Source organism: Cylindrospermopsis raciborskii Cr2010 (genome assembly GCF_003367075.2).
GTDB lineage: Bacteria > Cyanobacteriota > Cyanobacteriia > Cyanobacteriales > Nostocaceae > Raphidiopsis > Raphidiopsis raciborskii.
Genome location: NZ_CP065936.1, coordinates 1,424,845 through 1,450,758 on the forward strand (window position 1 = coordinate 1,424,845; position 25,914 = coordinate 1,450,758).

The 25,914-nt window shown below is 43.2% G+C and carries 15 protein-coding genes, 2 tRNA genes and 3 rRNA genes; 6 read left to right on the plus strand and 14 right to left on the minus strand.

From position 1 onward, the window contains the following. Positions 1–211: 211 nt before the first annotated feature. The 6 genes from C6N34_RS06555 to C6N34_RS06575 all read right to left on the minus strand — a co-directional run bounded on the left by C6N34_RS06555 (position 212) and on the right by C6N34_RS06575 (position 2,852). The gene (locus C6N34_RS06555) at positions 212–1,321 is read right to left on the minus strand and encodes an energy transducer TonB (protein ID WP_115539370.1); all 1,110 of its coding nucleotides are present in this window, start codon (positions 1,319–1,321) and stop codon (positions 212–214) included. A 147-nt stretch (positions 1,322–1,468) separates the two neighbouring features. After that, positions 1,469–1,807, minus strand: coding sequence for a cytochrome c6 PetJ (gene petJ / locus C6N34_RS06560; protein ID WP_115539369.1), 339 nt, complete (start codon positions 1,805–1,807; stop codon positions 1,469–1,471). Positions 1,808–1,921: 114 nt separating this feature from the next. Then, a complete protein-coding gene (locus C6N34_RS17180) occupies positions 1,922–2,119 on the minus strand; it encodes a helix-turn-helix domain-containing protein (protein ID WP_072149081.1) in 198 nt (65 codons plus the stop codon). Positions 2,120–2,211: 92 nt separating this feature from the next. Further along, positions 2,212–2,514 (minus strand): 30S ribosomal protein S14, encoded by a 303-nt coding sequence (gene rpsN / locus C6N34_RS06565; RefSeq protein WP_006276731.1) that lies wholly within the window; start codon positions 2,512–2,514, stop codon positions 2,212–2,214. Positions 2,515–2,663: 149 nt separating this feature from the next. Further along, positions 2,664–2,735, minus strand: a tRNA-Thr gene (locus C6N34_RS06570). Between the two features lie 31 nt (positions 2,736–2,766). Next, a tRNA-Tyr gene (locus tag C6N34_RS06575) sits at positions 2,767–2,852 on the minus strand. Between the two features lie 96 nt (positions 2,853–2,948). Between C6N34_RS06575 and C6N34_RS06580 the strand changes: the two genes are divergently transcribed. Continuing rightward, positions 2,949–3,290 (plus strand): hypothetical protein, encoded by a 342-nt coding sequence (locus tag C6N34_RS06580; RefSeq protein WP_235528923.1) that lies wholly within the window; start codon positions 2,949–2,951, stop codon positions 3,288–3,290. A gap of 150 nt (positions 3,291–3,440) precedes the next feature. Here C6N34_RS06580 and ctpC read toward each other — a convergent pair whose 3' ends face one another. Continuing rightward, positions 3,441–4,706, minus strand: coding sequence for a carboxyl-terminal processing protease CtpC (ctpC, locus tag C6N34_RS06585; RefSeq protein ID WP_057177343.1), 1,266 nt, complete (start codon positions 4,704–4,706; stop codon positions 3,441–3,443). 469 nt (positions 4,707–5,175) lie between these two features. On the opposite strand from ctpC, the gene C6N34_RS06590 reads away from it, so the two are divergent. From C6N34_RS06590 to rrf, 3 genes are all read left to right on the plus strand, one after another. Beyond that, positions 5,176–6,663, plus strand: a 16S ribosomal RNA gene (locus tag C6N34_RS06590). Between the two features lie 235 nt (positions 6,664–6,898). Continuing rightward, a 23S ribosomal RNA gene (locus tag C6N34_RS06595) occupies positions 6,899–9,719 on the plus strand. Positions 9,720–9,796: 77 nt separating this feature from the next. Beyond that, positions 9,797–9,914 (plus strand): 5S ribosomal RNA (rrf, locus tag C6N34_RS06600). The 16S, 23S and 5S rRNA genes sit together here, the layout of an rRNA operon. Before the next feature lie 1,138 nt (positions 9,915–11,052). On the opposite strand, the gene C6N34_RS06605 is transcribed toward rrf, so the two are convergent. Both C6N34_RS06605 and C6N34_RS06610 read right to left on the minus strand, forming a co-directional pair. Beyond that, positions 11,053–11,520 carry a PPC domain-containing protein gene (locus tag C6N34_RS06605; RefSeq protein WP_006276727.1) on the minus strand — a complete coding sequence of 156 codons (468 nt, stop codon included), beginning with the start codon at positions 11,518–11,520 and terminating at the stop codon, positions 11,053–11,055. Between the two features lie 25 nt (positions 11,521–11,545). Then, on the minus strand, positions 11,546–12,223 hold the full coding sequence (locus C6N34_RS06610; RefSeq protein ID WP_006276726.1) for a ComF family protein: 678 nt from the start codon (positions 12,221–12,223) through the stop codon (positions 11,546–11,548). 117 nt (positions 12,224–12,340) lie between these two features. On the opposite strand from C6N34_RS06610, the gene serA reads away from it, so the two are divergent. Together serA and prmA are read left to right on the plus strand one after the other, a co-directional pair. Then, positions 12,341–13,921 (plus strand): phosphoglycerate dehydrogenase, encoded by a 1,581-nt coding sequence (serA, locus tag C6N34_RS06615; RefSeq protein WP_006276725.1) that lies wholly within the window; start codon positions 12,341–12,343, stop codon positions 13,919–13,921. A gap of 57 nt (positions 13,922–13,978) precedes the next feature. Continuing rightward, positions 13,979–14,884 (plus strand): 50S ribosomal protein L11 methyltransferase, encoded by a 906-nt coding sequence (prmA, locus tag C6N34_RS06620; RefSeq protein ID WP_115538615.1) that lies wholly within the window; start codon positions 13,979–13,981, stop codon positions 14,882–14,884. A 36-nt stretch (positions 14,885–14,920) separates the two neighbouring features. On the opposite strand, the gene trxA is transcribed toward prmA, so the two are convergent. The 5 genes from trxA to C6N34_RS06645 all read right to left on the minus strand — a co-directional run bounded on the left by trxA (position 14,921) and on the right by C6N34_RS06645 (position 25,625). Further along, positions 14,921–15,238, minus strand: a complete 318-nt coding sequence (gene trxA, locus C6N34_RS06625; protein WP_115538593.1) for a thioredoxin — start codon at positions 15,236–15,238, stop codon at positions 14,921–14,923. A 99-nt stretch (positions 15,239–15,337) separates the two neighbouring features. Then, the gene (gene murI / locus C6N34_RS06630; RefSeq protein ID WP_006278378.1) at positions 15,338–16,195 is read right to left on the minus strand and encodes a glutamate racemase; all 858 of its coding nucleotides are present in this window, start codon (positions 16,193–16,195) and stop codon (positions 15,338–15,340) included. A 37-nt stretch (positions 16,196–16,232) separates the two neighbouring features. Next, on the minus strand, positions 16,233–18,104 hold the full coding sequence (locus C6N34_RS06635; RefSeq protein WP_115538594.1) for an N-acetylmuramoyl-L-alanine amidase: 1,872 nt from the start codon (positions 18,102–18,104) through the stop codon (positions 16,233–16,235). A 168-nt stretch (positions 18,105–18,272) separates the two neighbouring features. After that, positions 18,273–19,667 (minus strand): cation:proton antiporter, encoded by a 1,395-nt coding sequence (locus C6N34_RS06640; protein ID WP_115538595.1) that lies wholly within the window; start codon positions 19,665–19,667, stop codon positions 18,273–18,275. A gap of 174 nt (positions 19,668–19,841) precedes the next feature. Further along, positions 19,842–25,625 (minus strand): phytase, encoded by a 5,784-nt coding sequence (locus C6N34_RS06645; protein ID WP_115538596.1) that lies wholly within the window; start codon positions 25,623–25,625, stop codon positions 19,842–19,844. Between the last annotated feature and the right edge of the window lie 289 nt (positions 25,626–25,914).

Sequence of the window (25,914 nt, forward strand, 5' to 3'; positions counted from 1 at the left end):
AGTTTTTACTTTAGATCGGGAAAATACAAATCTTGACTATTATGAACTAACTGTTAACAAAATATATGGAAAATACATAACATAATATGGAAAATACATAACACATAGGAAGTTAGAATTTCCTCGTGTTAGGTGTGCGATACACAGAAAGTTGAAATCAGGCAAGTTTCAGCGTGTGATTTTGAAGTGTATTAAATTCTATTAAATTTTATTAAGGTTTAAGCACAAAGTTAACTGTTGTTCTTACCCCTCTTCTACCCCCCTCCAAAGGTCTTAACTTCCATTCTTCTACCCCCTCCCTAGCAGCTTCATCCAGCTCATTATCACCACTGGGACGATCCACAATTACAGAAGTAATATTACCATTACTATCTGCGTCCAGAATTAAATGAACAGTAGTTTTTGTGCCACTTCTACCCCGCCTTTTAGCTCCCTCCGGATATTTGAGGGGTGGACATCGGATACAATCCACACGACTTAGAATGGCACCGCTGTTGGGACTCGCTTTAGGGGTTGGTGTCTCCTCTATCTTTCTTGTATTCTCCACCCCATCACCATTTCCAATACCATCACCATTCCCAACCCCATTACCATTCCCAACCCCATTACCATTTCCAACCCCATCACCATTTCCAACCCCATTACCATTTCCAACCCCATTACCTAGTGGTGTTTGGGGAATATTATTTGCATCAGTTCCACCGATGGGTGTATTGTGAGCGTTTCCATCGCTGACGGTTGTTGGCTGTGCGATCGGTAACTTAGTGTTAGTGATACTTGTTACTACAGGTTGTGTAGTTTCTGTTTGTATAACTTTGGGTATTGGTAGTTGAGGATTTGGTTTGATCTGATCTCTCACTTTAGTAGTAGGAGCAATTTTTGACCCTACTCTTCTTGTTGTGACCCGAGGAATAGTTGAACTCAGTGGATATTTGACAACAGAATCCCCCGTATTTAAATTCTTAGGTTCAGGAATAGGATTATCCATCCTAGGAAAAGTGGCCCTGGGCATGAGAACCTTAAAGTTTTTATTACCAGTGATCTTTCCACTACTTAGACTACCAGATTTGCTCTCAGTTGGTGAGATTTTCATTTCTGGTGGTTTGGTCACTGTTTCCTTTATAGGTTCAGGTTCCTCAATAATTTCCAGTTCAACTACTTGTGGATTCTCTTGTTTAAATTTCCGTAATAATTCCCCAAAAACTAATCCTATCAAACCAATATGTATTACGAAAGAGGCCATGACACTGTACATCAAAAAAGATTTTAGTGACCTGGCTTCTTTTTCTCGCTGTTTGAGAACTATCCTTGAAGATGCCATACTTAAATATTAAACTTCCTAGCTCTGAAGAGACAGAGATTTGTTGAATAGTTCATAAATGTGATCTCCTAGGCTGACACAAGTGCCAATAGGAGATGTTTGAGCGAAGAATACCGTTAATGGTAATTTAGTTTACTAGCAATAAACTTACTTCTTCCAGCCTTTATCCGCTTGTTCTAGTACATAGGCTGCCACATTCTCAATTTGAGCAGATTTTAGTCTCTTACCGAATGCTGGCATAGCACCTTTACCCTTTGTAACCTGAGAAACAATGGCTTCCTGGGAGTACATGCCATACTTTTCTAAAGCCTCTTTTTTGAGTGTCTTAGCTGCATTGACTAAGTTTTTACCACCAAGATGACATTGGGCACAATTAGCTTTAAATACACTTGCTCCAGCTGCTGCATCCACTGCTAAAGCTGAATTGCTGAAGGCAAGTGTGAAAATTGCAATACCCAGTAGTAATACGGAAATAATTCTCTTCATGTGTTTTCTCTTTACAGCAAACTTGGATTTCGGAGTTAATGGAAATTTCCTCGTTTATTTTATTGGTCCTGTTTTCCATTAGTCAAACGACAGATGGTCAAACTTAGGCTGTCCTCAGGATGTATAAGTGAGTTTATGAGTGGCATCTCTCCGGATGCTTGACACGTTAGCTTGAGTTTTAGCCAGTTCAAAAATAGCCTTAGCGCGATTCTTAGAACCAAAGTTGTAATTATGTCTAGTTACTCCGCAATGTTGACGGAATAGAGTCTCCTGTTTGTTATTGGGTTTTAATTCCCAACATACCCATGACAAAACTAGTCGGTTGAAAACCGACTTGAGCTTTGATCCAGGACTATCCTAAGACATGGGTAACTGCTTGAGCTATATAATGAGATAGTCCCCGATTACCAACTAGACTTGACAACTCCAGGTAATAAACCTTGGTGTGCCCATTCTCGAAGAACGTTGCGAGATAGTCCAAAGTCCCGATAAACACCTCTAGGACGACCAGTCAACCAACAACGGTTTTGACGACGGGTAGGTGCGCTGTTGCGTGGTAGTTGTTGAATTTTTCGGTGCACCTCTAGTTTTTCCAGAGGTGATTCTGTAGTTCTAAACTCTTCCAACAGTGCTTCTCGTTTGGCAGCATACTTTGCTGCTAACCCAGCGCGTTTTTTTTCGCGCTCAATCATGCTCTTTTTAGCCATAAAAATCCAATTTATTAAAAGGCCGCATTCCCTATATTACATCCTACATCTACAGAAAGTCTCTATCAAGTCAAATAAAATTCAAATTTATCAAAATTTGTGGTCTAAAAACATCGTCTTTGATGACTTCTAATTCTTTAGCTATTCTAAGCCCGTGACGAGGATTGAACTCGTGACCTCACCCTTACCAAGGGTGTGCTCTACCACTGAGCCACACGGGCAAACCATAGTATGCTTTTACGTTTAATTAAGTGGTGGGCCGGGCTAGATTCGAACTAGCGTAGGCGCAAGCCAGCGGATTTACAGTCCGCCTCCATTAACCGCTCGGACACCGACCCTTTCTGTTCCACTTTTACTAAGTTAGCAGCACTTTTTGATTTTGGCAAGGGGTTAGGAAAAATTTTTTCTGGCATAGTGAAATAGCTGAGCCATAGTTGACCTCTCCCCGCTCTAATTGGTATATTAGCCGTTCAGTCCACAATTTTGCCAATTCAACCACAATTGAAAACATGTCTATAGAAAATAATCCAGCTTCTGTGACCAAACAAGCCCTGGCTGCTCTTGCAAGTGCTATAGAGGCTCAAGGGCACAAGCGCGAGTATGCTGAGGCTATGGCAGCATCGATAATTTTTCAGGCTGATCTGGACCTGCGGAATGCTCAACTTGCTAATCTTTTAGGATGGCTCAAACAAGAGCATGAGGAAATTTATGAATCCGCCTTGAGTGTAGTTGAAAGCACTCGCCAGGAGTTTGAAAACCGAGTATCTAGAGGTTAAGTTCCTGATAATTTTATTCCACTGGCTCCACAGGTGATTTCCATATTATTTGTAGGATGGGTTGGCGATGGTATAACCGATGGGGGTGTTGGGTTTCATAGTTCAACCTAACCTACGTTCATCTTATATTTAATTCCACCCACCTACTTACTAAGGATTTTTAGCTATTTCCTTACCCAAAATATCTAATGCCTTAGCAAATTGGGGATCTTCTAGGGTTGCCAGCTTTTCCCGTTCCTTCACCCACAAATTTTGTCTTTGGGCATCGGTTAAATCTACAACTACATCGGGATCAATACCATGCTTATTAATATCTCTACCAGCGGGTGTATGGTACTTAGCAATAGTAACTGCTAGTCCCGATCCATCCCGTAAAGGACGGACTGATTGAACTAAACCTTTGCCGAAGGTTTGTGTACCCACCACCATTGCCCGTCTATTGTCTTGTAGGGCCCCAGAAAGAATTTCACTAGCACTAGCGGATCCTTTATCTACCAATACAACTAAAGGTTTACTAGTTAAAGCGCGATCTCTGGCGGATTCTCGTTGCTTTTCCCCTTGGCGGTCAATAGTAGATACAATGGTTCCCTTATCTAACCACATGCGAGCAATATCTATACTTGTATATAGAAGTCCACCCGGATTACCTCGTAAGTCTAATATATAGCCATCAACCCGATTAGCTTCTAAATTTTCAATAGCACCTCTCATTTCCTTGCTAGCATTGGCACTAAATTGATTAAGGCGAATATAACCAATATTACCTGCAGGGGTTTGTTTTTGAGAAAATTTAACTGGGTGAATTTCAATTCTGGCCCTAGTAATATCAAATGTTTTAGTCTTTCCATTTCGGGAGATTTTCAATTTGACCTGAGTTCCCGGTTCGCCCCGAATTAGAGAGACGGCCCGATTGGTATCCATACCTTGAGTGGTTTTACCATTAATTTCTAAAATTACATCTCTGGCCAAGATGCCCACCTTAAATGCTGGTGTATCTTCAATAGGAGCAATCACAACTAGTTGTTTAGTTTTTTCGTCTTGACTTATAGTTATGCCAATACCCGTTAGCTCACCGGATGTATCAACTTGCATATTTTTAAATTCATCCGGATCCATAAATCGAGTGTAGGGGTCTCCTAACTTTTTGAGCATTTCGCGAATTGACTTATAGGCTATTTGTTTATTACCATAGGACTTGCCTAAGTACTCTTGACGAACAGCTTGCCAATTGACCTGATTAAAACTACCGTCAACATATTGGCGGTTTACAATTTGCCAAACCTCATCTATCAGTTCCTTGGGACTGGACTGAAACAAGGCCTGACCACGGCAGTGAATACCAAGACCACCGACCACAATTGTAGAAACAGCCACAGCTGTAGCACTTAGAACAAGTCTACTTTTTGTAATTACCATAATGACAGTTATGCCAGGAGAAAAGTTGATTGTCACATGACTAACATAACACAGGATTGAGTTGACGCTCTACCGTACTGGAACGGGGGAGAATTGGCAGGCTATCGAAAGATTCCCAAACGGTTTTTAGTTATTATCCCTTTATATAGCGTTTTGTCCAAGTAGATATTAATTTGTGTTGATTCACTTTGCTATTGTTTTTTGGGGAAGATTTAGGCTGAAATTATTGTCATAACTGGGTTAGAGACTTTTTTAAAAAATCTCAAAAAACTACTTGACATTCCCAAAGATAGTTGTTAGATTATTTGGAGTGAGGCAAACAAGCCCCGCAACCGAACCGAGACAAAATAATACTTTGAAAGAATAAAGACAACCATTCCTCGTCTAAGAAATTCAAGCTAACGAATTCTGGCGATGCAAAAGGATTCGTTAGTCAAATCATAATAGTAGAGCTAAAAGCAAACTTAACAAAACGGAGAGTTTGATCCTGGCTCAGGATGAACGCTGGCGGTATGCTTAACACATGCAAGTCGAACGGGGTGCTTAGGCATCTAGTGGCGGACGGGTGAGTAACGCGTGAGAATCTGGCTCCAGGTCGGGGATAACAGTTGGAAACGACTGCTAATACCGGATGTGCCGAGAGGTGAAAGATTTATTGCCTGGAGATGAGCTCGCGTCTGATTAGCTAGTTGGTGGTGTAAGGGACCACCAAGGCGTCGATCAGTAGCTGGTCTGAGAGGATGATCAGCCACACTGGGACTGAGACACGGCCCAGACTCCTACGGGAGGCAGCAGTGGGGAATTTTCCGCAATGGGCGAAAGCCTGACGGAGCAATACCGCGTGAGGGAGGAAGGCTCTTGGGTCGTAAACCTCTTTTCTCAAGGAAGAAGAAAGTGACGGTACTTGAGGAATAAGCATCGGCTAACTCCGTGCCAGCAGCCGCGGTAATACGGAGGATGCAAGCGTTATCCGGAATGATTGGGCGTAAAGGGTCTGCAGGTGGAACTGAAAGTCTGCTGTTAAAGAGTTTGGCTTAACCAAATAAAAGCGGTGGAAACTACAGAACTAGAGTGCGGTAGGGGCAAAAGGAATTCCTGGTGTAGCGGTGAAATGCGTAGATATCAGGAAGAACACCGGTGGCGAAAGCGTTTTGCTAGACCGTAACTGACACTGAGGGACGAAAGCTAGGGGAGCGAATGGGATTAGATACCCCAGTAGTCCTAGCCGTAAACGATGGATACTAGGCGTGGCTTGTATCGACCCGAGCCGTGCCGGAGCTAACGCGTTAAGTATCCCGCCTGGGGAGTACGCACGCAAGTGTGAAACTCAAAGGAATTGACGGGGGCCCGCACAAGCGGTGGAGTATGTGGTTTAATTCGATGCAACGCGAAGAACCTTACCAAGACTTGACATCCTGCGAATCCTGGTGAAAGCTGGGAGTGCCTTAGGGAGCGCAGAGACAGGTGGTGCATGGCTGTCGTCAGCTCGTGTCGTGAGATGTTGGGTTAAGTCCCGCAACGAGCGCAACCCTCGTTTTTAGTTGCCAGCATTAAGTTGGGCACTCTAGAGAGACTGCCGGTGACAAACCGGAGGAAGGTGAGGATGACGTCAAGTCAGCATGCCCCTTACGTCTTGGGCTACACACGTACTACAATGCTACGGACAGAGGGCAGCGAGCCAGGGATGGCAAGCGAATCCAGAAACCGTAGCTCAGTTCAGATCGAAGGCTGCAACTCGCCTTCGTGAAGGAGGAATCGCTAGTAATTGCAGGTCAGCATACTGCAGTGAATTCGTTCCCGGGCCTTGTACACACCGCCCGTCACACCATGGAAGTTGGTCACGCCCGAAGTCATTACCCCAACCGAAAGGAGGGGGATGCCTAAGGTAGGACTGGTGACTGGGGTGAAGTCGTAACAAGGTAGCCGTACCGGAAGGTGTGGCTGGATCACCTCCTTTTAGGGAGACCTACCCATTGAAGAATCGAAAGCCGAAGGCGAATAGAGAATCAAATGGTCTACTCTAGGTCGGTCGAGAATTGGTCAAGTCTCTTTCAAAGTATTATATTTCCGGTGATTCCCAGCAACTAGGAAAGACCTAGACTGCTGGTGAGAACCAGCCAGAACCTTGAAAACTGCATATAGATAGATAAGAGAGCCGAAATCGAAAGATAGAAGCAAGTGAAGAACCAAGTGGTCAAGCTAATAAGGGCTCATGGTGGATACCTAGGCACACAGAGGCGAAGAAGGACGTGGTTACCTGCGAAAAGTTCCGGGGAGTTGGAAGCAAACAGAGAGCCGGAAATATCCGAATGGGGCAACCCTGAACACTGCCTGTTGAATATATAGACAGGAAAGAGCGAACCTGGCGAATTGAAACATCTTAGTAGCCAGAGGAAAAGAAATCAAAAGAGATTCCCCGAGTAGTGGTGAGCGAAAGGGGAAGAGCCTAAACCAAGGGGTATACCTCTTGGGGTAGTGGGACAGCAACATCGAATCTAGAGACTAGACGAAGCAGCTAAATACTGCACCAGAGGGGGTGAAAGTCCTGTAGTCGAAAGTCAAAGGATAGAAGCTGAATCCCGAGTAGTACGGGGCACGAGAAATCCCGTATGAATCAGCGAGGACCATCTCGTAAGGCTAAATACTACTGTGTGACCGATAGAGAACAAGTACCGCGAGGGAAAGGTGAAAAGAACCCCGGGAGGGGAGTGAAAAAGAACATGAAACCGTGAGCTTACAAGCAGTGGGAGTCCGATTAAACGGATGACCGCGTGCCTGTTGAAGAATGAGCCGGCGACTTATAGGTACTGGTAGGTTAAAGCGGGAATGCTGGAGCCAAAGGGAAACCGAGTCTGAAAAGGGCGCTAATCAGTATTTATAGACCCGAACCCTGGTGATCTAACCATGGCCAGGATGAAGCTTGGGTAAAACCAAGTGGAGGTCCGAACCGACCGATGTTGAAAAATCGGCGGATGAGCGGTGGTTAGGGGTGAAATGCCAATCGAACCAGGAGCTAGCTGGTTCTCCCCGAAATGTGTTGAGGCGCAGCGGTAATGAAAAAATTGGGGGGTAAAGCACTGTTTCGGTGCGGGCTGGGAGACCGGTACCAAATCGAGGCAAACTAAGAATACCCAAGGAGCACATTGCCAGTGAGACGGTGGGGGATAAGCTTCATCGTCAAGAGGGAAACAGCCCAGACCACCAGCTAAGGTCCCCAAATCATCACTAAGTGAAAAAGGAGGTGGGGTTGCAAAGACAACTAGGAGGTTTGCCTAGAAGCAGCCACCCTTGAAAGAGTGCGTAATAGCTCACTAGTCAAGCGATCCTGCGCCGAAAATGAAAGGGGCTAAGTGATGTACCGAAGCTGTGGGATTAGAAATAATCGGTAGGGGAGCGTTCCGTAGTAGTGAGAAGCAGTAGCGGCAAGCAGCTGTGGACGAGACGGAAGTGAGAATGTCGGCTTGAGTAGCGCAAACATTGGTGAGAATCCAATGCCCCGAAACCCTAAGGGTTCCAGAGGCAGGTTCGTCCACTCTGGGTTAGTCGGGACCTAAGGCGAGGTCGAAAGGCGTAGTCGATGGAGACCGGGTCAACAATCCCGGACTACAATATGGGAGCAGAACTAGGGACGCATGAAAGATAGCCACGCCCTGAATGGATTGGGAAGACCGTTACGACGGTCGAGTGGTGAAGGAAAGTGCCAAGAAAAGCTAGGGTTGTGATGAACATATAGTACCCGTACCCGAAACCGACACAGGTAGGGAGGTTGAGAATACCAAGGGGCGCGAGATAACTCTCTCTAAGGAACTCGGCAAAATGGCCCCGTAACTTAGGAAGAAGGGGTGCCTGCCGAAAGGCAGGTCGCAGTGAAGAGATCCAGGCGACTGTTTACCAAAAACACAGGTCTCCGCCAACTCGAAAGAGGACGTATGGGGGCTGACGCCTGCCCAGTGCCGGAAGGTTAAGGAAGTTGGTCAGTGGAAACATGAAGCTGACGACCGAAGCCCCGGTGAACGGCGGCCGTAACTATAACGGTCCTAAGGTAGCGAAATTCCTTGTCGGGTAAGTTCCGACCCGCACGAAAGGCGTAACGATCTGGATGGTGTCTCAGAGAGAGACTCGGCGAAATAGGAATGTCTGTGAAGATACGGACTACCTGCACCTGGACAGAAAGACCCTATGAAGCTTTACTGTAGCCTGGAATTGTGTTCGGGCTTGGCTTGCGCAGGATAGGTGGGAAGCGAAGAACTTCTCCTTGAGGGGGGAAGGGAGCTAACGGTGAGATACCACTCTGGCGAAGCTAGAATTCTAACTAATCACCGTAAGCCGGTGAGAGGAAAGTTTCAGGTGGGCAGTTTGACTGGGGCGGTCGCCTCCTAAAAGGTAACGGAGGCGCGCAAAGGTTCTCTCAGCACGCTTGGAAACCGTGCGACGAGTGTAAAGGCAAAAAGAGAGCTTGACTGCAAGACCAACAAGTCGAGCAGGGACGAAAGTCGGCCTTAGTGATCCGACGGCGCAGCATGGAATGGCCGTCGCTCAACGGATAAAAGTTACTCTAGGGATAACAGGCTGATCTCCCCCAAGAGTCCACATCGACGGGGAGGTTTGGCACCTCGATGTCGGCTCATCGCAACCTGGGGCGGAAGTACGTCCCAAGGGTTGGGCTGTTCGCCCATTAAAGCGGTACGTGAGCTGGGTTCAGAACGTCGTGAGACAGTTCGGTCCATATCCGGTGCAGGCGAAAGAACATTGAGAGGAGTCCTCCTTAGTACGAGAGGACCGGGAGGAACGAACCGCTGGTGTACCAGTTATTCCGCCAGGAGTAGACGCTGGGTAGCCAAGTTCGGAGAGGATAACCGCTGAAAGCATCTAAGTGGGAAGCCCACCTTAAGATGAGTGTTCTCACTACGAGAGTAGGTAAGGTCACGGGGAGAACACCCGTTGATAGGCTTTATGTGGAAGTACAGTAATGTATGCAGCAGAGAAGTCCTAACAGACCGAGGGCTTGACCTCAAAAGGTAATTCATTCTTATCGAAATATATGCAGTCTTCAGGGTTTTGAAGTGGAAACTTTGAAATCGACAGGTTTTCCTGGTGTCTATGGTGCGGTGGAACCACACTGATCCCTTCCCGAACTCAGAGGTGAAACGCTGTTGCGGCGACGATAGTATGGGGGTTGCCCCATGTCAAAATAGCTCGATGCCAGGTTTATTATTACATAACCGCTCATTCCACGTATTATGGAGTGAGCGGTTTGATTTTGACTCCAGCGATCGCCTATTTTTAAAAACATTTACCTTAATGTAAAACCCCACCGTTAATTATGGTGTACGTGAATTGGTTGTATTATAGGGTGGGCGGTTTGATTTTACTTTCAAAACAGCGATCGCCCGTTTTTAAAAACATTTACCTTAATGTGGAACCCCACTGTTAATTATGGGCGGTTTGGTTTTACTTTCAAAACAGCGATCGCCCGGTTTTAAAAACATTTACCGTAGGTTGGGTTGAGGAACGAAACCCAACAAACCCCACTGTTAATTATGGGCAGTTTGGTTTTACTTCCAAAACAGCGATCGCCTATTTTTAAAAACATTTACCTTAATGTAAAACCCCACCGTTAATTATGGTGTACGTGAATTGGTTGTATTATAGGGTGGGCGGTTTGATTTTACTTTCAAAACAGCGATCGCCTATTTTTAAAAACATTTACCTTAATGTGGAACCCCACTGTTAATTATGGGCGGTTTGGTTTTACTTCCAAAACAGCGATCGCCTATTTTTAAAAACATTTACCTTAATGTAAAACCCCACCGTTAATTATGGTGTACGTGAATTGGTTGTATTATAGGGTGGGCGGTTTGATTTTACTTTCAAAACAGCGATCGCCTATTTTTAAAAACATTTACCTTAATGTGGAACCCCACTGTTAATTATGGGCGGTTCGGTTTTACTTTCAAAACAGCGATCGCCTATTTTTAAAAACATTTACCGTAGGTTGGGTTGAGGAACGAAACCCAACAAACCCCACTGTTAATTATGGGCGGTTTGGTTTTACTTTCAAAACAGCGATCGCCTATTTTTAAAAACATTTACCTTAATGCAAAACCCCACCGTTAGTTATAGTGTACATGAATTCATTGTATTACAGGATGAGCAGTTTGATTTTACTTCCAAAACTGCGATCGCCTATTTTTAAAAACACTTGCCGTAGGTTGGGTTGAGGAACGAAACCCAACAAACCCCACCGTTAATTATGGTGTACGTGAATTCGTTATATTATGGAGTGGGCGGTTTGATTTTGCTTCCAGCGATCGCTTGTTTTTAAAAACATTTACCTTAGAAATACTTACTTAACTGGCAACAATTTTGTCACCTTGAGTTTAAAGCTACCAACTCCAGTTTCTCCAAAAGACCTCACTCTAATAATATATTTCCCAGTTTCAGTGATGCGGACAAATAACAGAGAATTACTGGTGCCATCTGGACCATCATCATTTTCCCCTACCGTCAAACCATTGGGACCTAAAAGTGTGATAATTGTATCGAAATTTTCCGAAGATGCATCAATTACTAGATTATCTCCCTTGTTCAGGTTGACTTGATAATCACGCGCAAATCCCCCTTGACCCGTGGGAATGTCCTTTAGAGTCAATTTATCTGTAATCTCCCCTTCTAGCTTTAATAGAATGGGATTATATATATTATCCCTATTTCCAGTTTGGGCGATCGCCTGATGAGAGTAAATAATTATTGACAAAAAAGTTATGGGCAGAATAAGTACCTTTTTAAAAAGGGGTATATAGTAACTTTTCATAGTTTGTTAACAGGTTATGAATAAATTATATATTTTGTGGATCATCCTTAATAGCTTTAGCTACAGTAGCCAAACCAATGACATTTATTCCATAAGCATCCAGGCTGTGTATAGCAGAATTAGCGGTTGCTCCTGTAGTGTAAATATCATCAATCAACAATATAGGTTTATTAGGATAGCGATTAAAAAAATCCTTACCCAAATCAAAAGCACCCATTAAGTTATTTTGCCTGTTATCAGCTGATATTCCAAATTGCGGTTGTGTATGTTTAATTCTCATTAATCCATGGGGTTTTAACCTGAGCCCTGTCACGTCACAAAAACCTCTAGCAATAAGCTCAGATTGATTAAAACCTCGTATTTTCATTTTATCCGGGTGTAATGGTATGGGTACGATTACAGGAGCTTGATATTTACAGCTAGAATTTAACAACCATGATCCTCCCAGGAGCTGGCCCAAAAAGAGTGCTATTTCTGGGCGGTTTTCATATTTCATCATCATAATAGCCCTTTTTAATATTCCCCCGTAGCTACCCCAAGCAAAAAGAGGTATGGGGGGTTGCCATGAGCAATTAGGGTCGTGTAAACAACTTTTTTGCAATTGTTGATTACAGTATGGACAAAATAAATTTGGTGTATTACGTTGGCAAAGAGGACAGGTATTCTGCAAAAAGAGATTCAGTAGACCTTTCAGCATAGTCATTAGCCATCATCGATTTTATCCCTACCCTAGTGTAACACATAAAATATTTTCAACCCTCACTTTACCAAAAGGTCAGGTAAAACCTATAATTGTTAGCCATCATTAGTTTACGTACTTATGTCTAAGGTTCTTGTTTCCGATCCAATTGATCAAGCTGGTATTGATATTCTCTCTCAAGTAGCTACAGTTGATGTCAAAACAGGCTTAAAACCAGCCGAATTAGTAGCAATCATTGGTGAATATGACGCACTCATGATTCGTTCGGGAACCCGCGTTACAGAAGAAATTATCGAAGCTGGTACCCAATTAAAAATTATTGGTCGTGCTGGTGTAGGTGTGGATAATGTAGATGTGCCAACTGCCACCCGAAAGGGTATTGTAGTAGTCAATTCCCCTGAAGGAAATACCATTGCAGCAGCAGAACACACTCTGGCAATGATGTTATCCTTATCCCGTCATATTCCTGATGCTAATACCTCCCTAAAAAAGGGAGAATGGGATAGAAAAACCTTTGTTGGTGCAGAAATATATAAAAAGACTCTAGGTGTTGTTGGATTAGGAAAAATAGGCTCCCATGTAGCCCATGTGGCCAAAGCCATGGGCATGAAACTATTGGCCTACGATCCTTTTATTTCCACCGAGAGGGCCGAACAAATCGGTTGTCATCTGGTAGATCTAGACCTACTATTTCAACAAGCGGACTATATCACCCTACATATTCCCAAAACACCAGAAACAACTAACTTAATTAATGCTAAAACCCTAGGAAAAATGAAACCCACCACCCGCATCATTAACTGTGCTAGGGGTGGTATAATTGATGAGTTGGCCCTAGCGGATGCCATTAAAAACGGTAAAATCGCCGGTGCTGCACTAGACGTATTCCAGTCTGAACCCCTGGGAGATTCCCCCCTGCGATCGCTAGGCAAAGAAATAATTCTTACGCCTCATTTAGGTGCATCTACTACAGAAGCTCAGGTAAACGTCTCCATAGACGTGGCGGAGCAAATTAGGGATGTATTATTAGGGCTACCAGCTCGCTCAGCGGTAAACATTCCCGGATTAGGGCCTGACATTATAGAAGAGCTCAAACCCTATATGCAGTTAGCAGAAACCCTGGGTAATCTGGTAGGACAATTAGCAGGTGGAAGAATAGAAACACTGAATGTTAAACTGCAAGGAGATCTGGCCACCAACAAAAGTCAACCCCTAGTAGTAGCAGCATTAAAAGGACTACTATATCAAGCGTTAAGGGAACGGGTTAACTATGTTAATGCGACCATAGAAGCTAAAGAAAGAGGTATTAGAGTCATTGAGACTAGGGATGCTTCAGCCAGAGATTATGCGGGTTCATTACATTTAGAAGCTACAGGTACATTAGGAACTCATTCTGTCACCGGTGCTTTATTAGGAGAAAAGGAAATACACCTCACAGATGTAGATGGGTTCCCCATTAACGTACCACCCAGCAAATATATGCTATTTACCCTGCACCGAGACATGCCAGGAATTATTGGCAAATTGGGTTCCTTATTGGGGAGTTTCAATGTCAACATTGCCAGCATGCAAGTGGGGAGAAAAATTGTGCGAGGTGATGCGGTTATGGCTTTGAGTATTGATGACCCATTACCAGATGGCATTCTGGAGGAAATTAAACAAGTTTCTGGAATTCGGGATGCTTATACAGTAACCCTATAGGTTCGGTTTGGGGAAGTGGGGGAATTGAGTATGAACACTACTAATAACCAAAACATAATGACAAATACCTGGTGGGAAATCCAAATTTTATGTACACCTGACCTGGAAGATTCTATCTTTTGGCGGTTGGAAACCTTCGGTTGTCGGGGCGTTGCTGTGGAAAAAAAGGATAGGTTTCTATTAATTAGAGCTTATCTCTCCACCTTACAGGCACAATTATCAGATCTTACTAACTTATCAACATTATTACATGAAGACTCAATAGCTATTGGTTTACCTACTCCCGAATTAAATTGGCATCAAATTAATGAAGAGGACTGGTCTACCAGTTGGAAGCAATATTGGCACCCTCAGGAAATAGGTAATCTGTTTTTGATTAATCCTGCATGGCTACCCATACCCCCATCCACATCCAGATTGGTTATCCGTCTTGACCCGGGAGTAGCTTTCGGTACGGGAAATCACGCCACCACCCAATTGTGTCTGGAATCTTTAGAAAAATATTTAACTCAAAATAGCATTCATACTAGTATTACTGCTCCCCAAGTAATTGCAGATATTGGCTGTGGTTCGGGTATTTTGGGCATAGGCGCACTTCTACTAGGTGCGAAAAAAGTCTATGGGGTAGATAATGACCCTTTAGCAGTAGAATCGACTAATAGTAATTGTATTTTGAATCATCTCAATCCAGAAAAATTAACCTGTGCCCTAGGTAGTGTACATACCCTAACAGAAATCCTCACTGAATCTCTAGATGGCATAGTTTGCAACATCTTAGCTGACGTAATTATTGAGTTAATTCCACAAATGACAGACCTGGTCAAATCCGGTTCCTGGGGGATATTTAGTGGTATTTTAGTAGAACAATCTCCATCCGTAATTACCACGTTGGAAAAAAACAATTGGGTAGTAGATAAAGTTTGGCAGCGTCAAGAATGGTGTTGTTTAAATGCTAGAAGGTAATTAGAGGACCTAAGTCCCCCAATTATTTCCTAACTATCAAATTAAAGTTTTTAAATGTTGAATTAATTGAGGTGCTTGTACCACACCCTCAATTTTATCAACTGGCTGACCATTTTTAAACAAGATGAGAGTTGGTAATGCTTCTATACGATATTGAGTAGCTAATTGAGAATACTTCTCAGTATCGATTTTTACAACCCTTAGCTGACCTTGGAAATGAGTATTGACCTGCTCCAAGATGGGAGCCATCATTTGACATGGACCACACCATTCAGCGTAAAAATCCACCAGCACGGGTACATCGGATCCAGATAACATTTCTTCAAAGCTATTAAATTGTTTTTTAGTTGTCATAACGGTACACACCTAACAGTTACTGCTTTCTCAATAGTAGTTGGCAACCAACAAAAATCAACCAAATCCTTGCTAGTTAGAGTTCTATCATAAGATATCCTAACGGAGGGAGTAGGGAACAGAAAACTGCTCCACCAAGGGAGTATAACCCAACCATGGGGTTCCCGATTGAGAAAACTGTTGAGGAGACCCACTAACGACAAAACGAGTGGGCATAGGTAAAAGGCGATTTTTGATGTTTAGTATTTCTAACTCTCGCTGACAGACCCTAACAACATGAACTGCAGGATCTACCAGATGGATGTGATTTGGTATGAGAGTCTTTATTATAGGTTCAAGTAAAGGATAATGAGTACATCCATAGATTAAAGTATCTATTTCCTGTGCTAATAAAGGTTCTAAATAGGATTTAGCAACTGCAAGAGTGTAGGGGTCATGAAGGCGATTTTGTTCGATTAAGGGAACAAATTCAGGACAACTTACTTGCCATACCTGAACATTAACTTTAAGTTCCATTATTGCCTGACGATAGGCATTACTTTTAGCTGTGGCAGGAGTAGCAATCACACCAATACGTTTACCCACATTTACAGCAAACTTAGTAGCAGGTGAAATCATCCCCAAAATGGGGAATTTATATTCCAAACGAACCGTTTCCAAAGTGAGAGCGGAACTGGTGTTACAGGCCATAATCACCATTTTCACCCCTTGTTGTTCCATCCAATTGAGTATTTCCCTGACATATCCTAAGATTTCTTTTTGGGAGCGGATACCATAGGGAAGATGGGCCGTATCCCCAAAATAAATAACCGACTCATTGGGTAGTTGCTGATAAACCTGTCGCAGGACAGTTAACCCACCCACACCACTGTCAAACACACCAATGGGAGAGCAGCTGGGAATTTCCTGAATGGAAAATGCTTGGGAATTACCTTCAAAAACGGGATATGAGTGCATAGGGGAATGGGTTCAGGGACTACTATAGAATAATAGTTCATCTTTGTTTTAAATACTGGAGAATTCCCTGAGCAATGGCCTGGGCCATTTGATTTTGGTAGGTAGACCTTTGTAAATTAGCCACATCCTCTTCTCCCGTTAGATAACCAAGTTCTACCAAAATCGAGGGTATAGAATTTTTTCTCAGAACATAAAACCTTGCCTTCCTTACTCTTCTGTCCCTGACATTGACATTTTGCAAAATTTTGTTGTGAACAGTTCGTGCTAAGTCTAAACCACTATCATAATAATAGGTTTCTAATCCGCTAACTTCAGGACGATTAAGACCTGCTGAGTTAGCATGAATACTAACAAATATATCAGCTCCAGTGCGCTGTGCCATTTCCACCCTTCCTGGAAGGGTGACAAAGTAGTCAGCATCTCTGGTTAATACGGTCTCTACGCCATTTTCTTGCAGAATTTTAGCAATTCTTAGGCTAATGGGCAAAATAATATCTTTTTCCTGCACTCCAGCAATCCCTATAGCTCCTGGATCTTTGCCACCATGTCCTGGATCAATCATGACTAGCAATTTACCCTTGGGGGTAGTGCGACGAGGACGAGGTTGGGGATTGGTTTCTGGTTTGGCGTTGGGATCTGGTAAGTGATTACTTCCACCCTGATCTAGGGGGGGTAAGCCAATTGGCGATCTTACCTGACTGGTCCTTTGGATTGGCAAAGACAACATTCCGTTGCTAGTTTGACCAAGTTGACCAATACGAACTCCTGATGCTGGTTGTACTAGAATAATTACATTGTTTAACGTCCCAGACTGGACACGCACTCCCAATACTGGACTGTTAGGTGGTAGATTGACTCTGGAAGCTTGAGGTGCTAATTTGGCATTATTAATACTAATGCGAAACATGGCGGAACCTCTGTCCCAACCTGTAGTTACAGATGATTTCTGACCGCCTTTAATTAATAATTCTGTGCCATTGTCGCTTAACTGCACCGATTCAATGGTATCAGTCCCGGTCTCATTATTATTTTCTACGTCATTAACATCAGGAAAATTAGGAGTTAGGGTTTCACCTCCCTCCCGTGAGTTAACAAATCCCTTCACTGGTAAAATCACCAGTCCATCACCAACAGTGCTTACTTCCCAATCGGGACTTTTTGCATCCACCTTAAAGCTAACTTGCACCGTGCTAGGAGTAGTTCGCAATTGGATCAGCTGAACCCGAGTAACGCCATGGCGATTAACCAAGATGCTTCTTGCTGTTAATTGTGGAGACAAACTTGCACCCACAATATTCATGAAGATGGTAGTCCGGTCAACACTGCGGTTGATTCTAGCTTGGGGGGAGATACCACTAGTGCGAATAAAGAAACCATCTCCAGTAGTTTGTAATTTTTCAACTTGGGTTTTTCCCGCTGAAGAAAACTCTGGTGGAGATTGGGTAGAATCTATAGTTGCTAAATTATAATTGGAATTGTCATCTCTATTATTGTTATCCTGTGGGGTGTTGGAGGATACCCGCTCTAGTTTTGGCAGTTGTACTATCCAGCGACTACCACTGACGGGTGTAAACTTGATAGCTTGAGGGTCAACCGTATAACCCGGATTAAATTCCACTACTACACGGGTAGTTTGGGGATCAAATTGTCCTATGCGAACCACACGAACCCCACCACCTATGGGTCGAGCAACTTGGGGTTGACCAAATTTGGTGTTCGGTAAATCAATCACCAGTCGCGTAGGGTTAAAAACTAATTGAGCTTGTGGTTGAACAGGTCTAGTTGTTCTAATTTCTAGCTTGTTTTCGTTAGCATCAAACCGCCAAGAGTCAAATTGAGCCGCTAAACTAGGTGAAGACAGTAAAAGAACTGTTCCAATTGTTCCCGTTAGTAAGTAGTGTAGTCTCAAATCCCTTCTCCTATATTTAACATCATAGACTTAATCAATATCCCAATCTGAGAATTTTGCCAAGTCGCGGTTGCCAAGTCTGTAGATAACCATCTCCTGGCTAGGACTATATGTCGGGACGGTAATATACAAATATAAGTTTCAAGTTTCCCCATTTCCCCATTTCCCCTATACCTCTGAGGTGGAATCTATTGCAACCGAAGATTCCCCTTGGGGAAAGACAACTCGTAATAGGGGGGGAGCTAAAAAGGTGGTGATAATTACCATCATAATGATTGCTGCTCCTAAAGGTTTGGAAAGCACTCCACTAGCTGCACCAACTCCCGCAAATACTAACCCTACCTCACCTCTGGGAATCATACCTACACCAATGGCTAAACGGTTAATACCTGGCTGACCAAAAACGGCTAAACCTGTAATCACTTTACCAATAATCGCTATTGTAATCAGGAAGGTAGCCATCACCAGTCCTTCTCTATTGGTTGGTATAGCTGGATTTAACACTCCTAAATCTGTTTTCGCTCCTACTGCTACAAAGAAAATTGGCACTAGCATGTCCGCAATTGGTATAACTTGCTTTTGCAGTTCCTTTCTCTTTTCTGTTTCCTCTAAAACTAATCCAGCTGCAAATGCTCCTAATATCGCTTCTAGATTAATGATATCCGCCAGGTAGGACATGATAAACGCAAAAATAAAAGCGGGAATTACCACTCCCCCCCTGGTCTTCAACATATCCGCGATCGCCACGAAGGATTTATTAAAAACATTACCAAGAATTACGGCACCAATAATAAATCCAGTAGCGCTGGCTATTAAATAAATTACGTTACCCACATCCACTGCGCCATCTTTAGCTAAACTAGCAACTACCGCCAAAACGATAATTCCTAAGATATCATCTATGACAGCTGCACCAAGGATAATTTGTCCTTCTTTGGAATTCAACCTACCAATTTCTGAAAGCACTCTGGAGGTAATACCAATACTAGTAGCAGTTAAAGCTGCACCAGCAAAAATAGCAGGTACTGGAGCAATGCCAAAGATGATCATCAACCCTGCAGTACCCGCTGCAAAGGGAACAGCTACTCCTACCACTGCGACAACAAACGCTTGAATGCCAACTTCCATCAAATCTTTTAAGTTGGACTCCAACCCTATTTCAAACAGAAGAATAATTACACCCAATTCTGCTAAAACGGAAATCACCTCTGATTGAGCAGCAAATACTGCGGGTGTAGCTTCTGGTGTTAACCCAGCGGTAATTTGCAAGAAGGACATAATCAAGGAACTGGAGCTATCAGTACCACCTTCTGGAAATACTAGCAAGTGTAGAACTGATGTACCAACAACCACACCTCCAACTAATTCACCCAGAACCGGTGGAAATCCTAATTTGTTGGATAGTTCGCCCCCTAACTTACTAGCTAGGTAAATAACTACTAAACTGAGGAGAACTGCTGCTACCACGATGGTATTGTCCACCGACTCATTGGTAGAGCTGGCCAACAGGGGAATAGTAAACTTGGTGAAAATGGTCACATCAACTGTATTTATGAGTGGCATTGGTTTTATAAATGTTTATGAGTTTTTTGTCCTTACCTTTTTATATCACTTTCTTTATATTTTTTATCTGTGGTTTCAAATCAGATCGATATTCCAGTATATATCAAGTATAAACTGAAATATCGATATTTTTAAACTTAAACTATAGCTTTAGATGCTGTAGTTTAAGCAAGACTAAACAAAACTGAAGTTACTGACAGTAAGTGTGCTAGTATTTACTCCAATTAAGGTAGCTATAGTGTTGCCATTGATGATAATGTCGTTATTGGTTAAGGTTAGATCCTTAAAGCCAAAGCTCTGGACTTGACCGCTAATACCCAAAACATCAGTACCAATCTGAAAATCCACAATGGTATTGGCAAGGTTTTTGTTGTCAACTTTGGGGATATCACCGGTAGCGATCCAAAACTGGTCTGCACCAGCACCACCGGAAATTAAATTGCCCCCACCTTCGCTAACAAAGAATTTATCATCTCCATCACCACCTAAAGCGCGACCATTCACACCTAGGTGAAAAACGTCATTACCAGATCCACCGGAAAGGCGATAGTCCTTGGCATCTGTAGCGTAGATTTCATCATCCCCACTACCACCAAAAATGCGATCGCCATTACCTGCGTATATAACGTCTTTGCCACTACCTGTGTGAATAGTATTTTCGCCCCTGGGAAAACCTTCCAAGGAGGTATTGAGAGTAGTGTCTACCTCATCATTTCCAGAACCGGTAAAGATTAGGTCTTTAATACCATCAGTTTGGGAAGGAATTACCACAACATCACGATCCGTGGTGCCAAAGACCAACTGGGATGCTTGGGGAACATTATTGGCATTTGGTTCCACCTCAAACTGACTGACAATTTGGGGTTGCAGATTGATAATAGCATTAGGATCAGCAACTAACTCAGCTTCAGTATAGGGTTTGATTCCATAAGTAGTGACCGTTAGCTTTTGAGTAGTTGGGTTGATGTTAAATTCCGTCCAACCGTAGGTGTGAGTCGCAATATAGTCTCCTTGTAGTAACTTAGAGTTAATTAACCCATCAACTTGAGAAAGGTTGTTGTTTAAACCTATTGGATCGTAGCCAAAAGGTTGTAATCCATTGTTGATAGCTTGTTTAATGAAATCATCCTTGTCATTTACAACACTATCCCCATCACTAATTGTAGGTAAGGAATCATAAAATGCCTTTTGCTGTGGTGTTAGGAATAAACCAGCCACTGTTGGTCCAAAGGGAGCATCGTAAGCTACGGAACCAGTAATAATTTCCCAGGTATTGGTAGGAATTTGAGCTTGACCGGGTGCGGTTTGATAGGTGAGATTATTTACTATTGTACCGTGGAAATCAGCAGTAACAAAAACAACGTTTTTAATTTTGTTGTCATCGATAAACTTGAGAAGTTCCGTTCTTTCAGCTGCATATCCTTCGTAGCGGTCACTTGCTGCTGCTACACCCAGGTTTTGGATTGGTCCTGACAACATGATAAACTTCCAGGTTATACCGCTGTTGCTTGCGCGCAGGAGGTCTTTTTTGAGATCTTCCACCTGTGGTCTTCCCAACAGGGTGCGATTGGGATTAAAAGACTGGGCCAGGAAATTGCCAACCTGAGTTGAATCACCTGGGTTGGTAACGGGGGGTAGTTCCGTATCTCGGAAAGAGCGAGCATCTAATACAAAAGTAGCTGCGTCACTACCATAGGTGTTATAGCGATAGAGTTTCCTTTCTCCATCAATTCTACTATCACCGGTTTGACTATAAAACTGATCGCTAATGGGGTTATACTCTTGGAAAGCCTGCAACCCATTTTCATAGAAGGGATTGTCATTGGTTAAACCCGTGCCAGAAGGAGACATACCAGCAAAGTCATTGTAAACCTCGTGGTCATCTATAGTAGTTAAAATGGAGGTAGATGCTCTTAGGTCTCCCCAGGTATTTTGTCCATAGCGTAGTCCGTATACTTCAGAGTGTTTAGCTCGATAGTCTTCTAGGGTAGTAGCTTGAGGTATTTCCACTCCCTTGCTATCCTTGAGTCCTGGTGAGGGAACGTCAGCATAAATGGTATCTCCCAGTTGGACAAAGAATTTCAAATTAGCTGTATCCGCATTATTAATGGCTGGATAGGGCGCTAATTCACCACGCCAGTCACCCGAGACTCCAAATTTCAACCCAGCTCTAGTTGTGGAGGTAGCTGCTGTGCTAAACTTACCAGTAGCAGTTCCACCACTTACATCGCTGACCCGATAGTAGTAATTGGTTCCCGGTGTAAGTCCATCTACTAATACTTTAACTGGTTGAGTAGTATTGGTTACGTTGACTGTCTTTTTGCCAACTATGGTACTAAAGTCTGGAGTTGTACCATATTCAAAGGTCACCTGTCCGGTGAAAAGACTGCGGGTCCAGAGAATGGTAGAAGTTTGGGTGGTGTCACCGCTAGCAACTCCGTTAACTAGGGACTGGGCTATGGGAGTGCGGGGATTGAAAGTGGTAGTATCAATTTTTAAAGATGTGGGGAAACCATTGGCAATATTTTCCCAGGGGACCAATTTAAAATTGCTGTTGATGTTCTCACCATCAGTAATTTTAGCGGGTTCGTTATTGCCATCTTGAGTGACAAATAAACCCATGGGGAAATTAGCGCCTAGGGGTAGATTAATCACATCTGCACCATCAGACTCCTGCACGCTATCAATTGCGCCATTACTGCCAACAGCAAATCTCCCCAGAAAATCATTGCTACCTTCACGGGTGTAAACGGCAAAGCTGTTATCACCTTGGCTAGATGCTAATAGGTAACCGGTGCCATTTTTGCCATAGTAAATTGTGAGACCCTCCGCATCATCTGTAAGGTTTTGACCACCTTCAAATTTAACCTTATCTACCAGTTTACCAACGTTGCTACCATTGGGTTCTGCATCGAATTTCCAAATTCCCACATCCTCCTGACCAATGTAAACAAAGCCCATTTCCTGGTCTGCTACCATACCCTCGGTTTGAGCAGAACGGGTAGAATCACTAGGAGCAGGAATGGTAAATTCTCTAACTCGTTCATAGCCTACTTTGCCATTACCTTTGTCAATCAGTTTAAATTGAGCCACATCTCCCGTTTGACGACGGGAAGCAAACACGTAGTAATCTTTAGTTGCCAGGCTACGGTAAATAGTTATTCCGTAGGCGCTGCGGGATGATGATGAGTAAGGAGCAACAAAGGGTAAGCTTTGAAACAGAGTAGTGACACTACTATCAGTGATGTTCTCTAAATAGTTCCCACCTGTTCCCTGGGGATTAATTTTGAAAATCACCAACTTGTCGTTTTGGCGATCGCTTGCTACCGCAATATCTATCTTTTCTCCACCCAGGGTGAAGCCATATTGGAGATCAATATTATTGTAGCGAATTGACCCAGGATTAATTTCCTGTAATAATTTGCCCGTTAGGTCATAGACTCGCAGTCCAGCATTTTTCACCGCTGTTAAAATGATACTCTTACTGGGGTCTTGACTATTGACGTAAATGGCTGGGTCATCCGCATCTGCTCTTTGAGATGTTGGTAAAGTAGGATCATCAAATAAATCCGGGCGGGTTTCTACCGTGGGAATTACAGTAGGTAATAGTTCCCCACCCAGAGTGAGGATCTGGGTAAATTGGGTCGCACCAAAATTATTGTCACTGACCAATACTATGGACTGACGACCATCAGCTAATCGGGGGCCAAAGCTCAATCCTTCTATATTGTCCGTTCCCGTAGGATGGTTCCCATCACTATTGGGTAAATTTAGGGTATCAAGGTTGAGGACCAGGCGTTTTTGTACAGGTTGAATCGCTGCTAGTTGATCACTAGTTATTCCACTCAAGGAATTAATTGTAGTGATATCCGTTGCTCCTTGAAGAGTCACTTCGTAGATCTTGATGGTGTTACCTTGTCCCACCGCAAAAGACCTTTCCAAGGCTAATAGAGTACCACGATTGTCAATCGCTAGTAAGTCCACTAACCCACTATCTGCTGCTGTACCACCTGTAGGTGCTTTGGCGATCGCATCTGCCAAGTATAAATATTCTTTTTCCGGTTGTCCAGTAACTAAATTATACTGAATAACACGAGAACGACTAGGAGCGGTTAAGGACGTGCGATCGCCATCTTGTAGTAAGGCATTTTCCGTGGCGGTATATAGAGTTTTTTGGTCAGGGGAAATAGTCAAACTTTCAAAAGCCAAGTTATTGCGCACCCCGGATGTTTGAGTATCACCAGTATTAACGACCCCGTCACCATTAGTATCTTGAACCACAGGTAAGAACTTGCTGGGAACAAGCAAGGTTCTAATTTCCTTTCCTGTAGTCAAATCAAACTCTTTAATAAAGGGGTTGGTGACACGACCTGCTGAGGGATTAGCCTCACCTTCAGAGGAAATAAACACAGTTCCATTGCTAGTGAGAGCAATACCCTCTGGGCCAAGACTCAAGGCTGGGAATAAATTACCACTGGTATCCGTAATCGGAGTAACATTAGTAAAGGTGATGTCACTAGTAGCAGGATTCAGGGTAAAAGTATAAAATCGAGCTGGACCAAATTGGGAACGGTCATCAGAGATAGCATAAAAGAGACCTTTAGCCACATCATAGACAACACCGGATAAACCACCCATGGGGGTGTCTGTGCCATTAACTTTTCCTGGAGTACCGGGGGGGATAAAACCAGTGACAAAGGTTTTTTGACCCACAAACTTTAGATTGGGAACTGTCTTTCCTCCCGGGGTTGGGTCAACTTGAATATCAGCCAGTACTAGGCGATGATCGGAGCTGGGAAAACCACCAGGTAAGCTAGAATTAAAGGTTCCTACCAGTGCAAAGTTAGGGTCAGTATTAACCGGCCAAAAAACTGCTGAATTGGCAATTTTGAGATCCGTAGAAGGTAAAACATAATCTGAACGTAAGTTACCGGGGGTTGTATCAGCAAAATCAGATGTATCAAAAGCTGGGTTGCTCCGGTGATTGACATTTGCTCCTCCCTGTAAGGTTGACTGTTGCACAGCGCCTAAACTGGTAGGGATAAAATTGGTATTAATATTAGGATTTTGGAGCAATTGCAAAATGGCCTGATTGTAGCTGTCTCCATCCTGGGGATCGGCATTTTCATCGCCCATAATGACAAAACTAGACCCAGATGCTAAACTACCTTTTTTACCCGTGTCATCATAGATATAGTCCCCCTTACCAGGAGTTATATAGTCACTCCAAAATCTAATTTCATCGTAATTACGTTTGCCATTACGGTCTTCTGTACCGTCAAATACGGGTGGAGTGGGGTGACTAACTAGAACGTGAATGGTTTGATTACCAATCTTGATGGGTACATCCCAATGACTTTTGGAAGAAAGACGTAGTACGGCAATTTCTTCGGGTGAATAAAAGCTACCAAGATTTTCATTAACTGTGGTAGTAGCAGGATTATCTACCGTGGGGTCATTAGTTAATAAATTGCCTGGCATATCCTTCCATAAGAAGTTTTGGAAGGTGCGAACATTTGCCGTGTCAATTTCATACTTAGACAGTAATAACATGCCAAACTGCCCAGGGAAATTACCAAATCCAAAGGAATCATCACCATATCCAGCAGCACCAGGTGTTGTGACCACTGCACCATTGTTATTTAAGTCAAATCCAGAAGCAATACCAGTATTAGAAGGAGCAATATAGAAGTACGGGTAGGTGATGGGTGTTGCTCCATTTTGACTCACACCAAGATAATTCTGTTGCAAAAGTTGAATAGCTTGGGTGGGATTGGTTTGAACGTAATCAAATTCATTAATTAACAGTACATCTGGGTTAGCGCGTTGAATTATTTCCGCTACTGATTTGGCCTGGGCATTAGTAGTGGTAGATAAATCTGTAACTAACTGATTGCTAGTATTACGGTTAAGGGAAGCATTGAACTGGGAAAAACGGACTGTTTTAATAGTTGCCATTGTTCACCTTTGGGGTTGGGGTTTATGTTGAGCTAGAAGCAGTTGAAGTTATCAATTAAGTTAATTGCTACATAGCAATACCTCTAATCACACAACGTTAACTCCAAGACGTTAAGATTTAGTTATCTAAAGATAAGGAAAAGTTCAAGGTTAAAGAATTTTTGACCCGAAATTTTTGGGTATGGATCGTGAATGCTAACTATTTTTGTTAAAATAGTTAAACACACTCATAGGCCTTGTTTACCAAAAGTGTATATAATGGACAATGACTTTTAAAAACTATACCTGA

Coding starts and splice junctions, on each gene's coding strand:
- C6N34_RS06605 (WP_006276727.1), bottom strand. CDS start 11,520: ATGAAAAGTTACTATATACCCCTTTTTAAAAAGGTACTTATTCTGCCC.
- rpsN (WP_006276731.1), bottom strand. CDS start 2,514: ATGGCTAAAAAGAGCATGATTGAGCGCGAAAAAAAACGCGCTGGGTTA.
- trxA (WP_115538593.1), bottom strand. CDS start 15,238: ATGACAACTAAAAAACAATTTAATAGCTTTGAAGAAATGTTATCTGGA.
- C6N34_RS06640 (WP_115538595.1), bottom strand. CDS start 19,667: ATGCCACTCATAAATACAGTTGATGTGACCATTTTCACCAAGTTTACT.
- murI (WP_006278378.1), bottom strand. CDS start 16,195: ATGCACTCATATCCCGTTTTTGAAGGTAATTCCCAAGCATTTTCCATT.
- prmA (WP_115538615.1), top strand. CDS start 13,979: ATGACAAATACCTGGTGGGAAATCCAAATTTTATGTACACCTGACCTG.
- C6N34_RS06645 (WP_115538596.1), bottom strand. CDS start 25,625: ATGGCAACTATTAAAACAGTCCGTTTTTCCCAGTTCAATGCTTCCCTT.
- serA (WP_006276725.1), top strand. CDS start 12,341: ATGTCTAAGGTTCTTGTTTCCGATCCAATTGATCAAGCTGGTATTGAT.
- C6N34_RS06555 (WP_115539370.1), bottom strand. CDS start 1,321: ATGGCATCTTCAAGGATAGTTCTCAAACAGCGAGAAAAAGAAGCCAGG.
- ctpC (WP_057177343.1), bottom strand. CDS start 4,706: ATGGTAATTACAAAAAGTAGACTTGTTCTAAGTGCTACAGCTGTGGCT.
- C6N34_RS06610 (WP_006276726.1), bottom strand. CDS start 12,223: ATGACTATGCTGAAAGGTCTACTGAATCTCTTTTTGCAGAATACCTGT.
- petJ (WP_115539369.1), bottom strand. CDS start 1,807: ATGAAGAGAATTATTTCCGTATTACTACTGGGTATTGCAATTTTCACA.